Raw genomic sequence first — 13987 nt, forward strand, 5'->3', positions numbered from 1 at the left:
ATGAGAGCCATTCTTCTGGGGTCGGCCTGCGCAGCCGCCTTGCTCGCCGTCGCGGCGCCGGCGCTGGCGCAAGACGCGCCCGCCGCCGCATCGCAGGACCATGACGACGACGGCGCTTCGAATCAGGAAATCATCGTCACTGCGACTCGCCGCGCCGAACGGCTGCAGGACGTGCCGCTGAGCATCACCGCCTTCTCGCAGAAGGATCTGACCGAGAAGGGCATTGTCGGCTTTGAAGGCGTCGCCCGCGAGACGCCGGGCGTGATCCTCAATCGCCCGACCCAGAACTTCAACAATTTCACCGCGCGCGGCATCGCCACCAACGGCTACAATGCCAATCTGCAGAGCTCGGTCGCGGTCTATATCGACGAACTGCCGGTCTCGACGATCGGCAACACCACGGTGGTCGATCCCAACCTGTTCGATGTCGAGCGCGTCGAATTCCTGCGCGGGCCGCAGGGGACGCTGTTCGGATCGGGTTCGCTGTCGGGCGCGATGCGCATCCTCAACAAGAGTCCCAATCTCAACGAATTCGATGCTTCGGGGCTTGTCGATATCGGCCTGACCGGATCGGACTCGCTGCGCCAGCGCTACAATGTGATGGTCAACGTTCCGCTGGTGAACGACAAGCTCGGCCTGCGCGCGGTGGGCTTCTACCGGCACGAGGAAGGTTATCTCGATAACGTCGGCACCGGCGTCCATAACTCGAACACGCTGGTCGATTATGGCGGCCGCGCGATCCTGATGTGGCAGCCGACCGACCGGCTCTCGATCCGCCTGCTCGGCTCGTACGAGAATAGCGATCCCAAGGATTCCTCGCTGACCAGCCCGTCGCTGGGCCGCGAAAAGCGCATCTCGGATCAGCCCGATCGCTTCACCGGCAAGCAGACGGTGATCAACGGCACGATCGACTACGACTTCGATTTCATGAAGCTGACCAGCTCGTCGACCTATTCGGATTTCGACCAGCGTTTCTGGGTCGATCTGGCCGGCACCTTCGCGCCGGGATCCTTCCCGGCCGCGCCGATCGCGTTCGGCCTCGATGCCAACGCCTATGACAAGGTGTTCGTTCAGGAGACCCGGCTGGTTTCGGCGCTCAGCGGGCCGTTCCAGTTCGTCGTCGGCGGCTTCTATCTCAACCGCCGCCGCGACGTGGACTATTTCTACCGCTCGAACCCGGCCTTCCTGGCGGCCCGCAACATCACCGGCCTGCCGGACCAATATTATCAGAAGCAATATACCCATTCGATCAGCGAGGAGATCGCGGGCTTCGGCGAACTGACCTACCGCTTCTCGGACCGGTTCTGGCTGACCGGCGGGATGCGCTATGGCCGCACCTCGGCGCAGGCCTTCACCGAAGCGGGCGGCTATCTCGCGACCGCAGCGGGCTTCAACTATTTCACCTATGCGCTGTACGGCATTCCGGTGAACTTCGTGCCCAGCACCTTCACGCCCTATGCCTATACGGCGGGCGTCAAGGCGACCGGATCGAAGCCGTCATGGAAAGCGAGCGCGACGTTCAAGCCGAGCAACTCGCTGACCACCTATGCGACCTTCTCGACCGGCTTCCGCGCGCCGATCGTCAATGCGTTTGCCGGACGGGCAAGCCTGGTCAATCCGGCCGACATCGTGATTCCCTATGGTGCGGAATCGGACGATCTGAAAAGCTATGAGCTGGGCGCCAAGGGTCGCTGGCTCGACGGGCGGGTGAACATCAACCTGGCCTTCTACCTGATCGACTGGAGCAACATCCAGGCGCAGGCCAACCGCGTTTCGGACTCGGTGCAGTTCGCCACCAATATCGGCGCGGCGCGCAGCAAGGGCTTCGAGATCGAGATGAGCGTGGTGCCGACCACCGGCCTGATGCTCGGCTTCAACGGATCGTACAACGACTCCAAGATCACCAAGCTCTCGCCGAGCGAAGCCGCGATCTCGGGTGCGGTGCTGGGCCATCGCCTGTCGGCGCCGCGCCTTCAGGGCTCGGCCTATGTCGCCTATACCTTCGGTCTGGGCGGCGATGCGCAGGGCACCTTCGCGATCAACGCCCAGCATGTCGGATCGTATAACAGCTCGTTCCCGAACACGCCGGGCAACCCAGCGCTGCGTCTGTCGACCTTCGGCAAGACCGACGAGTATAACAACGTCAATCTCAGCTTCGGCGTGAAGAAGGGCGACTGGTCGGGACAAATCTATGTCGAGAATGTCTTCGACGATCATTCGATCACCTATATCCATCCCGAGGCGTTCCTCGTCAGCCGCTTCGGCACGATGCGGCCGCGAACCTTCGGCATTCGTCTCGGTTACGGCCTCTAAGCGGTGACCGCCGCGCCGATCTCGCCCCCGGCCGCGCTTCAGGCGCAGCCGGGGAGCCGTGCCTGGTTCGTGCTGGGAATGCTGACCTTCGTCTATGTGCTCAATTTCCTCGACCGGCAGCTGATCGGCATCCTCGCCAAGCCGCTGCAGGATTCGTTGCAGGTGAGCGACGGTCAGCTCGGACTGATCGGCGGCCTGTATTTCGCGATGTTCTATTGCTTTATCGCGATCCCCGTGGGCTGGTTCGCCGACCGCACCAATCGCGTCGGCGTGCTCTCGCTCGCTTGCGCGATCTGGAGCGGGGCGACGGTCGCGTGCGGCATGGCGAGCAACTATACCCAGCTGGTCGTGGCGCGGATGATGGTCGGCTTCGGCGAAGCGGGCGGCGTGCCGCCTTCCTACGCGATCATTACCGACACCTATCCGCCGGGCAAGCGCGCCACGGCGCTGAGCATCTTCAATCTCGGGCCGGCGATCGGCGCTGCGGCGGGCGTGGCCTTCGGCGCGGCCATTGCCGACGCCTATGGATGGCGGATGCCCTTCATTGTCGTCGGCGCGATCGGCATCGTGACTGCCCTGTGCGTCTGGCTGTTCATCCGTGAGCCGCAAAAGGGCGCGACCGACGCGGTGCAGGCCGCCGAGAAGCCGGAGAGCGCGGGCTTCTGGTCGACGGTGGGCATGTTCCTGTCCAACCCGGTCCTGATGCTGGCGGCGCTCGGCAGCGGGGCGACCCAGTTCGTCACCTATGGCCTGGGCAATTTCGCGGTGCTGTTCCTGATGCGCGAAAAGGGAATGCTGCTCGGGGATGTCGCGGTCTGGTACGCGCTGGTGCTGCTGCTCGGGATGGGCGGCGGCATGGTCATCTCCGGCCGGGTGATAGACCGGATGGTGCGCAAGTCGCGCGCCGGATACGCGATGGCGCCCGCGCTGTCGCTGATGGTCGCGATGCCCTTCTATATCGGTTTCGTCTGGGCGCCCGGCTGGCCGATGGCGCTGGCGTTGCTGAGCGTCGTGATGATGTTCAACTATTTCTACCTCTCCGCATCGGTGGCGCTGGTCCAGGAGGAAGTGAAGCCCAACCAGCGGGTGCTTGCGGGCGCGTTGCTGTTGCTGGTGATGAACTTTATCGGGCTGGGTCTCGGACCCACCTGGGTCGGCTTCGCCAGCGACTGGTTCAAGGCGAATGGCAGCCTCCATTCGCTTCAGTCCGCGCTCTACACGCTGACGCCCTTCTATCTGATCGCCATCGCCCTCTTCCTCTGGCTTGCCCGGCTGCTGCGTAGCCGCGAAGCCCAGTCCTTACAGGTGTCCGCATGAAACTGCTTCTGGGTACCGCGCTGGCGGCCGCGCTCGTCCTGCCCGATCCGGCGATGGCGCAGGCGCCGGTGGTGACCGCGCCCGCTGGCACGTTGCGCGGCGCGGCGGTGGACGGGGTCAACAGCTTCAAGGGCATTCCCTACGCCCTGCCGCCGGTCGGTCGCCGCCGCTGGCGCGCGCCGGTGGCGATGCCGGCGTGGAAGGGCGAGCGCGACGCGACCCGGTTCGGCGCGGCGTGCATCCAGCCGCAGGCGCGGGGCACCGGCATCTACAATGAAGTGCTGCCCGCGATGAGCGAGGACTGCCTGTCGCTCAACATCTGGACACCGGCGAACGCGGCCAGGGCGCCGGTGTTCGTGTGGATCCACGGCGGCGCGCTCGCCACCGGGGCGAGCAGCCTGTCGATGTATGACGGCGCGGCGCTGGCGAAGCGCGGCGTGATCGTGGTATCGATCAACTACCGGCTGGGGGTGCTCGGCTATCTGGCGCATCCCGAGCTGAGCAAGGAATCGGGGCAGGATGTTTCGGGCAATTACGGCCTGCTCGATCAGGTCGCGGCGCTCGAATGGGTGAAGAAGAATATCGGCGCGTTCGGCGGCGATGCGGGCAACGTCACCGTCGCAGGCGAATCCGCGGGCGCGCTGAGCGTGATGTATCTGCTGGCGTCGCCCCGCGCGAAAGGGTTGTTTGCGAAGGCGATCGCCCAGAGCGCATACATGATCTCTACCCCGCAACTGCGAACTTCGCCGCATGGCGACGTGCCCGCCGAGGGCGTCGGCTATTGGTTGATGGGCAAGCTGGGCGCGGAGAATATCGCCGCGATGCGCGGGATCGATGCCGAAGCGCTGACCGCCGCTGCCGTTGCCGCAGGCTATTCGCCCTGGGGCACGGTCGACGGGAAGATCCTCCCGCGCCAGCTGGTCGACACGTTCGATCGCGGCGAGCAGGCGAAGGTGCCGCTGCTGACCGGGTTCAACAGCGGCGAGATCCGTTCGCTGCGCATCCTGATGCCGCCGGTGCCCGCCGATGCCGCGACCTATGAGAAGGCGATCCGCGATCGCTACGGCGATCTGGCCGAGGATTTCCTGAAGCTCTATCCGTCGGCCAACCTGACCGAGAGCATGCTGGCGACCCCGCGCGACGCGCTGTACGGCTGGACCTCCGAGCGGATGGTGCGGAAGCAGGCGGCGGCCGGGGTGCCCTCCTACCTCTATTATTTCGATCACGGCTATCCGGCGGCGGACAGCGCGGGGCTGCACGGCTTCCACGCCAGCGAGATCCCATACATGTTCGGAACGCTCGATCGCACGCCGCAATATTGGCCAAAGGTGCCCGACACGGCCGCCGAGCGGCAATTGTCCGACGCGATGGTCGATTACTGGACCTCGTTCGCGAAGACCGGCGTGCCGGCCGCGGCGGGGCAATCGGCCTGGCCTGCCTATGGCGAGACCCGCGCTTACATGTATTTCGCCGGCGCACCGCGCGCCGCGACCCACCTGCTTCCCGGGATGTACGAGTTGAGTGAAAAGGTAATGTGCCGCCGCCGTGCGAAGGGCGGCATTGCGTGGAACTGGAATTTCGGCGTGATCGCGCCGGTTCTTCCCGAAGCGGGGGCGGCGTGCCGATGATCGACGGTGCGATGCAGTCGTTCGCACTGACGCTCGACAAGTTCCTCGAACATGCCGCGAAATGGCATCCCGAAGCCGAAGTCGTTTCCGCGCACGAAGGCGGGCGGACCGGGCGGATCGGCTATGCCGCGCTGATGGACCGCAGCCGGCGAGTGTCGTCGGTGCTGGCCGGGCTGGGCATTGTTGCGGGCGACCGGGTGGCGACGCTGGCGTGGAACAGTCAGGCGCATGTCGAGGCGTGGTATGCGATCATGGGCATGGGCGCGGTGTGCCACACGCTCAACCCGCGGCTGACCGGGGCGCAACTGGCGGCGATGACGGCGCAGTCGCAGGTGCGCATTCTGGTGGTCAGCGCCGATCTTGCCCCGCTCGCACGCGAGATCGCCGATCGGGTGTCGGCCATCACGCAGATATTGGTTATCGACGCGCCGCAGGGCTTTGCCGAAACGCCCGGCGTCCGCCTGCTCGAGCCGATGATCGCCGAGGCGAGCGGCGATGTGGTGTGGGGCGAGTTCGACGAGACGGCGCCGTCGGGGTTGTGCTTCACCTCGGGCACGACCGGCGCGCCGAAGGGGGTGACCTATACCCATCGGTCGAGTTTCCTCCACACGCTGCGGCTGTTGCAGACCGATGTGATGGCGATCTCGGGCAGCGACGCGGTGCTGGTCGTGGTGCCGATGTTCCACGCCAATGCCTGGGGCCTGCCGTTTGCGGTGCCTTCGGTGGGGGGCAAGCTGGTGCTGCCCGGGCGGCTGGCGGATGGCGCGAGCCTCGCGCGGCTGATCGAAGCCGAGAAAGTGACCGTCGCGGTGGGCGTGCCCACGGTGTGGCTGGGGCTGGTCGAGCATCTCGAGACGACCGGCGGTCAGGTGCCGTCGCTCCAGCGGATCATCATGGGCGGCGCGCCATTGCCGCCCGCGCTGATGACGCGGATCGAGACGCGGCTTGGCGTGAAGATCCAGACGAGCTGGGGCATGACCGAGCTGTCGCCCTCGGGCACGGTTTCGGCGCCGGGCGATCCTTCGCGATCGGCGCTGTCCGGGCGTCCGGCGATCGGGGTGGACCTGTTGCTGACCGATGCGGAAGGCGTGGCGCTGCCCGAGCAGCGCGATGTGGAGGGGCATTTGCGGGTGCGCGGGGCGGCGGTGATCGATCGCTATTTCGGGCATGACGAAACCGCGCTCGACGCCGATGGCTGGTTCGGCACGGGCGACCTCGCGCGGATCGACCGGCAGGGGAATCTTAGCATCACCGGCCGGGCGAAGGACCTGATCAAGTCGGGCGGCGAGTGGATCAATCCGGCCGAGATCGAAGCCGTGGTGGGCGCCATTCCCGAAGTGTCGCTGGCGGCGGTGATCGGCCGATCCGATCCCAAATGGGGCGAGCGGCCGATCCTGCTCGTGGAGACCCGCGGCGAAGAGGTGATCAGCGACGAGGCGCTGCTGGCCCCGCTTCAGGCGCGGTTCGCGCCGTGGTGGATCCCCGATGCGGTCTATCGCCTCTCCAACATGCCTCTGGCGTCGACGGGCAAGATCGACAAGATGCGCTTGCGATCCGAATACAGCAACGGCTGAGGGTGGACTTGTCCACACCCTTCGCCACCCGAAAGGCTGATTAGTGCCGGAAGACGTTAAAATGGCAGACGTGAAACCCCGCCGCAGCTCGAAAAAGGCCGAGCAGCGCGCCGAGATGATGGAACAGATTCTCGACGCAGCCGAGTATCTGTTCTCGAAGCATGGGCTGTACGGCGTCACCCTGAAGGACGTGGCCAAGCGAGTGGGCGTGCACCACACGCTGCTCAACTATTATTTCGAGGACAAGAAGAAGCTGTTCGACGCGGTGTTCGCGAGGCGGGCGGTGGTGACCAGCGAGCGGCGGATGCGAGCGCTGGACGATTATGACGCCGCGACCGGCGGCAAGCCCAGCGTGGAAGGCGCGCTGCGGGCGTTCCTCGATACCGACCTCGATTTGTATATCGAGGGCGGCGAGGGCTGGAAGAATTACGCCGCGCTGGGCGCGCAGGTGGCCAACGCGCCCGAATGGGGCGCCGAGTTGATGGACGAGCATTTCGATCCGGTCGTGCTGCGGCTCATCGACCTGCTGAAAAGGGCATTGCCCGATTGCAGCGAGGCCGATATTTTCTGGGGATATCATTTCGTTACGGGCGCGCTGATGCTCACGCTGGCGCGGACGGGGCGGATCGACAAGCTGTCGGGCGGGCTGTGCCGGTCGGACGATTTCGTAGCGGTGAAGGACCGGATGGCGTCGTTCATGGCGGCGGGGTTTCTGGCCGTGTGTGCCCGGGGGAACAGCGGGAACGAGACGCCGTAGTTTGCGAAGGTTGCGCACAATTTGCGCCCAAGATATTAACTCACCAGTTAGTGAGTTAGTTGCGAACCACGTGCGGAAGCGTGGATGACGAGAGGAATTCGGATGCCGTTTAAGACTGTCGAAGCCGGCGCGGCCGGCCAGCCGCTGGCCGGGCGGGTCGCGATCGTGACCGGAGCCGGAGGCGGGCTGGGCCGTGCCCATGCGCTGTTCCTGGCGCGGCAGGGCGCGCGGATCGTGGTCAACGATCTGGGGCAGGAAGCCGCGGACCAGGTCGCGGCGGAGATCGTCGCGGCGGGCGGCGAAGCGTTCGGTTTCGCGGCTTCGGTGACCGACGAACAGGCAGTTGCAGCCATGATAGTTGAGACTGTGTCGCGGTTCGGCCGGGTCGACATCCTGATCTGCAACGCGGGCATCCTGCGCGACAAGAGCTTCGCCAAGATGAGCCTCGACGATTTCCGCCTCGTGGTGGACGTGCATCTGATGGGTGCCGCGGTGTGCGCCAAGGCAGTTTGGGACGTGATGCGCGAGCAGAAATACGGCCGCATCGTAATGACAACTTCGTCGTCCGGATTGTACGGGAACTTCGGCCAGGCGAATTACGGCGCGGCGAAAATGGCGCTGGTCGGGCTAATGCAGACGCTGGCGATCGAGGGCGAGAAATACGGCATCCGCGTCAATTGCCTCGCGCCGACCGCCGCGACCGGGATGACCGAAGGCGTATTGTCGGGCGACAGCCTCGAACTGCTGAACCCGTCACTGGTGAGTCCGGGTTTGCTGGCGCTGGTGAGCGAGGATGCGCCGACGCGCGCGATCCTGTGCGCCGGGGCCGGTCACTTCGCGACGGCGAACGTGACCCTGACCCAGGGCTGCTATCTGGGCGCGGGAGATCAGGCCGGCGAGGCGCTGGTGCGCGAGTGGGACGCTGTGGCGGATCGGGTCGGGGAGATCGTGCCGGGGTACGGGTTCACGCAAGCCGAGCGCGAACTGGCGAGCGCGGGGTTTGAAGCGCCGGTGATGGCGCAGAGCTGAAGTTTTCGGGTCGCATTGTCCGAAATCACGGTCGGCGGGGCGGAAGCCTCGTCGGCCGTTTTTCTGTGAAGCTGCCATCGGATCAATCGCTTACATGTGTATCCTCGATCAAGCCCGGGGCACGCCTCCTGTGCTAGCTGCCGCAGCCGTAGATCGGAACCGTAACGACGTTCGCGCGCTGTGAAGGCAGGAGAAATGCATGACAGACTCTCTGTTTAAGCAAGCGAAGACCGGTATTCGCGGACTGGATGATGTGTTGGGCGGAGGCCTCGAACCGGCCCGTGCGTATCTGCTCGAAGGCAGCCCGGGCACCGGCAAGACGACGATCGCACTTCAATTTCTGATGACCGGCGCGGCGACCGACGAGCGTTGCCTCTACATAACGCTGTCCGAAACCGAGGACGAACTGCGCGCCACGGCCAGATCGCATGGCTGGGACTTACGGGGCATCGATATTTTCGAACTGGTGCCGCCGGAGAGCCTGCTGGACGAGCAGCAGCAGCAGAGCCTGCTCTATTCATCCGATCTCGAACTGGGCGAGACGACCCGGCGGATTTTCGAAGCATTTGAGGAGATCCGGCCGTCTCGCGTGGTGCTGGACAGCCTTTCCGAAATCCGGCTGCTTGCGCAGAGTTCGCTGCGCTATCGCCGCCAGATACTGGCGCTGAAGCATTATTTCGCACGCAGTGGCGCGACCGTATTGATGCTCGACGACCTCACCACCGACGCTAACGACAAGACCGTCCACTCCGTGGCGCACGGCGTTGTTCGGCTCGAGGAATTGGCGCCGGAATATGGTGCGGAACGGCGGCGGATGCGGGTCATCAAATATCGCGGCCGGCGCTTTCGTGGCGGCTATCACGATCTCGCGATTCACACCGGAGGGGTCCGCGTGTTCCCCCGGCTGGTGTCGAGCGAGCATCACAGCAGCTTCGACCGCGAGGTGCTTGAGACGAACCTGCCGGAATTCAACGCGCTGCTGGGCGGCGGCGTCGAGCGGGGTTCAAGCGTATTGATGCTGGGGCCGGCCGGCACGGGCAAGTCGCTTCTGGCACTCACCTTCGTCAAGAACACGATCGCGCGCGGCGAGAATGCGGCGATGTTCGTGTTCGACGAGGAACTGGGCCTGCTCAAGCAGCGCGCGAAGGGGCTCGACATCGATCTTCAGGCGATGATCGATGCCGGCGATCTGGTGCTGGAGCAGGTCGACGCCGCGGAACTGACGCCCGGCGAATTCTCGACACGGGTACGCGAGTGCGTCGAAGCGCATGGCGCGCGAACGATCGTGATCGACAGCCTCAACGGTTATCAGGCGGCGATGCCGGGCGAGCACGCGCTGATCCTGCACGTCCACGAACTGCTGCAATATCTCAACCGGCAGGGGGCGACGACATTCCTGACGGTCGCGCAGCATGGACTGGTGGGCGACATGAAAGCGCCGGTCGACGTCACCTATCTCGCCGACACCGTTATCCTGCTACGATATTTCGAGGCGGTAGGACGCGTCCGTCGCGCGATCTCGATCGTTAAGAAGCGTATGAGCGCACATGAAGATATCATCCGCGAATATATGATCGGCCCGCGCGGCTTCACGCTTGGCCCGCCGCTGACTGGATTTCAGGGCATTTTGCGGGGTGTTCCCAATTTTGTCGGCGAGGCGGGCCTGCTGAAGTCTGACGGGGCGTGAAGCAGACCACCGTCTCCGAACGTGCGCTGGTACTCGCACCGCGTGGGCGCGATGCGATGGTTGCTGCGGCCATGCTCGCGGAGGGCGGCATCGAGGCCGTTGTCTGTGATTCGCTGGCTAGCCTGATCGACGGGCTCAATGCCGGGGCGGGATTCGTCCTCGTCACCGAAGAGGCAGTGGCAACCGCCGACCTGCGGCCGCTCTCCGACTGGCTGGCGGGCCAGCAAGAATGGTCGGACCTGCCATTCGTGCTGCTGACCAGCCGGGGCGGCGGCCTCGAGCGAAACCCGGCGGCAGCTCGTCATCTCGAGGTTTTGGGCAACGTCACCTTCCTCGAGCGGCCATTCCATCCGACCACGCTGATCAGTCTGGTGCGGTCGGCGCTGCGCGGCCGGAGGCGGCAATATGAAGCGCGCGCACGCCTGATCGAACTGCGCGAAAGCGAAACGCGGTACGCGACCCTGTTCCAGACGATGGACGAAGGCTTTTGCATCATCCGGTTTGTCGATGGGCCGCATGGTCCCTTGAGCGACTATGTCCATGTCCAGGCCAACCCGGCCTATGAGCGGCATGCAGGGATTCCCAATGTCGTCGGACAATATGTACGGCAAATGGTGCCGGACGAAGCGGATGGTTGGGTCGATCTGTATCGCGGTGTTCTGACATCCGGCGAGCCGATCCGGTTCGAGCGCGAACTTATCGCCACCGGGCGGCATCTGGAGCTTTCCGCATTCCGTGTCGAGCCGCGCGAACGCAGCGAGGTCGCTGTCGTCTTTCAGGACGTGACCGAGCGGAAGCGCGCCGAAATTGCGCTGCGCGAACTCAACGAAACGCTCGAGCGGCGCATCGAGGCGGCAGTCGCGGAGCGGCAGGCTGCGGCCGAACAGCTGCATGAGGCGCAGAAGCTCGAAACGATCGGTCAGTTGACCGGCGGGGTCGCGCATGACGTGAACAATTTGCTGACCCCCATCACTGGCGCACTCGACCTGCTGCACCGCCGTTCCGCCGACCATGATCCGCGCATGGCGCGGCTGATCGACGGCGCCTTGCAATCGGCCGAGCGCGCGAGGGTGCTGGTCAGCCGGTTGCTTGGCTTTGCCCGGCGGCAGGCGCTCGAGACCCGGGCGACCGATATTTGCAGCTTGCTGACCGGCGTGCAGGATCTCGTGACCAGCTCCATCGGGCCGTCGATCTCGTTGAGAGTCGAATGTTCGCAGGATCTGCCGCCGGCGCTGATCGACCCCAATCAGCTCGAGCTGGCGATCCTGAATCTGAGCGTCAACGCCCGCGATGCGATGCTCGAGGGCGGGATATTGACGATCGCGGCGTCGCATGTGCGCGTGGATGCGTTGGAAGTGAGTGGGCTCGCCGCGGGCGACTATGTCCGCATCGTGGTGAGCGATACCGGGACCGGCATGAGCGCCGAGACGCTCGCACGGGCGATAGAACCTTTCTATTCGACCAAGGAAGTGGGCAAGGGCACCGGGCTTGGTCTCTCGATGGTGCATGGTCTGGCCGGCCAGCTGGGGGGCGCCTTCACACTGACCAGCGCACCGGGGCAGGGAACGCAGGCGAGCCTGTATCTGCCGCTCGCGCCGGGCGTCGCGGCGGCGAACGGTCTGTCGAGCGACAGCACGCTGATGGAGATGGAGCCGCTCAACATCCTGCTCGCCGACGACGAGCAGCTGGTGCGTATCGGCACTGCCGAGATGCTGCGCGAGTTGGGCCATGTCGTTCATGAGGCCGCGAGCGGGGCGCAGGCCCTGAACAGGCTGATCGCGGGAGAGCCGATCGATCTGCTCATCACCGATTATATGATGCCGGGCATGAACGGCGCGGCGCTGGCGGGGCGCGTCGGGGAGATCAATCCCGACCTGCCGGTTCTGGTGATCACCGGATATGCCGGCGGCGATCTCGATATCGGTTTGCCGCAGCTGACCAAACCGTTCCGGCAGGCGGATCTTGCGCGGTCGCTCTACCGGCTGTTCCACACGGGCGAGACCCTGCCAACGGATTGCGCTTGAGTATAACGCGATTGACGAATCCGTCTTCCTGGGCGCTTTCTGACCGGATGCTTCGCGATCCCCGCCACTGGCTCACCGCCCTCGTCAACGCCTTCCTGCTTGTCGCGCTGTTCGCTGCAACTCCGGCGGCCGCGCGGAGCATTCTCTTCGTTGGGAACAGCTTCACCTTCGGCGCGGCGTCACCGGTGAAGCGCTATCATACCGATCGGGTGACCGATCTGAACGGCGAAGGGATCGGCGGGGTGCCGGCGCTGTTCGCCACCTTTGCCGGAGAGGCGGGGCTGGACTGGACGGTCAGCCTCGAGACGTCGCCGGGCAAGACGCTGGGCTTCCATCTGGCCGAGAAGCGCGGGGTGATCGACCGGGCGTGGGACGTGGTGGTGCTGCAGGGGCACAGCGTGCTCGATCCCAAGCTGCCGGGGGATGGGACGGGGCATCTGGCGGCGGCGCGGGGCCTGTCCGATCTCTTCCGCGCGCGCAATCCGCAGGTCGAGATGCTTCTGATGTCGACCTGGTCGCGCGCGGATCAGGTCTATCGTCCGGCCGGACACTGGCATGGCCAGCCGATCGCGAAGATGGCGGAGGACCTGATGGCGGTGAATTTGCTGGCGCTGACGCCGGGCGGGGGGATCGATGCGGTGTTACCGGTGGGGACCGCGTGGAACCGGGCGATGCGCGACGGCGTGGCGGATGACAATCCCTATGACGGCATCGCGTTCGATCAGGTCAGCCTGTGGGGCTGGGACCAGTATCATGCCAGCGCCGAGGGCTATTATCTGGAGGCGCTGGTGGTGTTCGCGATGGTGACGAAGCTCGATCCGCGCGTGCTGGACGGCAAGGAACGGGCGGCGGACGATCTGGGCATCAAGCCCGATGTTGCGAAGCGGCTGCGCGAGATCGCTGCGACCGAGCTGGCGTTTCAGGGAAGCCGGCTGCGCGCGGTCAGGCCGTAACGGCGAGGATCGCTTCGATCTCGTCCAGCCGCGCCGCCTGATAGGTAGGCGCGGGGCCGCCATTCAGCGCCGCATCGGCCGGGTTGAACCAGCAACTGTCGATCCCGAACCCGTGCGCGCCGGCGATGTCTGCGTCGAGCCGGTCGCCGACGATGATCGCTTCGGGCTTGGCGAAGCGGCGGAAGCGGGCGGCGGCATAGTCGAAGAAGCGCGCATCGGGCTTGGCATGGCCGCACGTTTCGGACGTCGCGACGAAGGACAGGAACGGGGCGAGGCCGGAATTGGCGATGCGGGTGGTCTGCACGGCTTCGATGCCGTTGGTGATGATGCCGATCTCGCCGATCGCGGCGAGGCGCTCGCAGAGCTGTGCGGCGCCGTCGATCAGCACCACCGTCTGGGGCAGGCAATCGAGATAATGGGTGCTGGCCCGGGCCGGATCGCTGTCGACGCCGTGATGGGCGAAGGCGCGGCGGAAACGCTCGACCTTGAGCCAGTCCTTGGCGACGCGGCCCTGCTCGAATTCGGCCCAGAGCGCGGCATTCTCGCGCTGGTAGTGCGGGAAGATCGCGGCGGTCTCGGCTGCGAGGCCCAGCGCGGCGAGGGTGCGTTCGAACGAGAGCCTTTCCGACGCCTTGAAGTCGAGCAGCGTGTCGTCGAGGTCGAACAGGAACTGGCGGTACTTCATGCGCGGCCGGGGCTAGGGCC

Annotated in this window: 10 protein-coding genes; 9 read left to right on the forward strand and 1 reads right to left on the reverse strand. The window is 65.3% G+C overall.

From position 1 onward, the window contains the following. From HHL13_RS20850 to HHL13_RS20890, 9 genes are all read left to right on the forward strand, one after another. A complete protein-coding gene (locus HHL13_RS20850; RefSeq protein WP_169557912.1) occupies nucleotides 1-2313 on the forward strand; it encodes a TonB-dependent receptor in 2313 nt (770 codons plus the stop codon). Between the two features lie 3 nt (nucleotides 2314-2316). Beyond that, nucleotides 2317-3630: an MFS transporter gene (locus tag HHL13_RS20855; RefSeq protein ID WP_346775619.1), complete on the forward strand. Its 1314-nt coding sequence runs from the start codon at nucleotides 2317-2319 to the stop codon at nucleotides 3628-3630. Beyond that, the gene (locus HHL13_RS20860; protein ID WP_169557913.1) at nucleotides 3627-5258 is read left to right on the forward strand and encodes a carboxylesterase family protein; all 1632 of its coding nucleotides are present in this window, start codon (nucleotides 3627-3629) and stop codon (nucleotides 5256-5258) included. The genes HHL13_RS20855 and HHL13_RS20860 overlap by 4 nt, the downstream gene beginning before the upstream one ends. Then, the gene (locus HHL13_RS20865) at nucleotides 5255-6832 is read left to right on the forward strand and encodes an AMP-binding protein (RefSeq protein WP_169558162.1); all 1578 of its coding nucleotides are present in this window, start codon (nucleotides 5255-5257) and stop codon (nucleotides 6830-6832) included. The genes HHL13_RS20860 and HHL13_RS20865 overlap by 4 nt, the downstream gene beginning before the upstream one ends. A 61-nt stretch (nucleotides 6833-6893) precedes the next feature. Next, nucleotides 6894-7589, forward strand: coding sequence for a TetR/AcrR family transcriptional regulator (locus HHL13_RS20870; protein WP_240953947.1), 696 nt, complete (start codon nucleotides 6894-6896; stop codon nucleotides 7587-7589). 102 nt (nucleotides 7590-7691) lie between these two features. Then, a complete protein-coding gene (locus HHL13_RS20875) occupies nucleotides 7692-8618 on the forward strand; it encodes an SDR family NAD(P)-dependent oxidoreductase (RefSeq protein ID WP_169557914.1) in 927 nt (308 codons plus the stop codon). A gap of 199 nt (nucleotides 8619-8817) precedes the next feature. Continuing rightward, nucleotides 8818-10305 carry an ATPase domain-containing protein gene (locus tag HHL13_RS20880; RefSeq protein ID WP_169557915.1) on the forward strand — a complete coding sequence of 496 codons (1488 nt, stop codon included), beginning with the start codon at nucleotides 8818-8820 and terminating at the stop codon, nucleotides 10303-10305. Continuing rightward, nucleotides 10302-12329: an ATP-binding protein gene (locus HHL13_RS20885; RefSeq protein ID WP_346775620.1), complete on the forward strand. Its 2028-nt coding sequence runs from the start codon at nucleotides 10302-10304 to the stop codon at nucleotides 12327-12329. The genes HHL13_RS20880 and HHL13_RS20885 overlap by 4 nt, the downstream gene beginning before the upstream one ends. A 47-nt stretch (nucleotides 12330-12376) precedes the next feature. Continuing rightward, nucleotides 12377-13282 carry a PEP-CTERM sorting domain-containing protein gene (locus HHL13_RS20890; RefSeq protein WP_169557916.1) on the forward strand — a complete coding sequence of 302 codons (906 nt, stop codon included), beginning with the start codon at nucleotides 12377-12379 and terminating at the stop codon, nucleotides 13280-13282. On the opposite strand, the gene HHL13_RS20895 is transcribed toward HHL13_RS20890, so the two are convergent. Continuing rightward, a complete protein-coding gene (locus HHL13_RS20895; protein ID WP_169557917.1) occupies nucleotides 13272-13967 on the reverse strand; it encodes a YjjG family noncanonical pyrimidine nucleotidase in 696 nt (231 codons plus the stop codon). The two genes, HHL13_RS20890 and HHL13_RS20895, sit on opposite strands and share 11 nt — an antisense overlap. Between the last annotated feature and the right edge of the window lie 20 nt (nucleotides 13968-13987).

Source organism: Sphingomonas sp. G-3-2-10, assembly GCF_012927115.1.
In the GTDB taxonomy this organism is placed as follows: domain Bacteria; phylum Pseudomonadota; class Alphaproteobacteria; order Sphingomonadales; family Sphingomonadaceae; genus Sphingomonas.

Coding starts and splice junctions, on each gene's coding strand:
- HHL13_RS20850 (WP_169557912.1), top strand. CDS start 1: ATGAGAGCCATTCTTCTGGGGTCGGCCTGCGCAGCCGCCTTGCTCGCC.
- HHL13_RS20860 (WP_169557913.1), top strand. CDS start 3,627: ATGAAACTGCTTCTGGGTACCGCGCTGGCGGCCGCGCTCGTCCTGCCC.
- HHL13_RS20865 (WP_169558162.1), top strand. CDS start 5,255: ATGATCGACGGTGCGATGCAGTCGTTCGCACTGACGCTCGACAAGTTC.
- HHL13_RS20870 (WP_240953947.1), top strand. CDS start 6,894: ATGGCAGACGTGAAACCCCGCCGCAGCTCGAAAAAGGCCGAGCAGCGC.
- HHL13_RS20875 (WP_169557914.1), top strand. CDS start 7,692: ATGCCGTTTAAGACTGTCGAAGCCGGCGCGGCCGGCCAGCCGCTGGCC.
- HHL13_RS20880 (WP_169557915.1), top strand. CDS start 8,818: ATGACAGACTCTCTGTTTAAGCAAGCGAAGACCGGTATTCGCGGACTG.
- HHL13_RS20890 (WP_169557916.1), top strand. CDS start 12,377: ATGCTTCGCGATCCCCGCCACTGGCTCACCGCCCTCGTCAACGCCTTC.
- HHL13_RS20895 (WP_169557917.1), bottom strand. CDS start 13,967: ATGAAGTACCGCCAGTTCCTGTTCGACCTCGACGACACGCTGCTCGAC.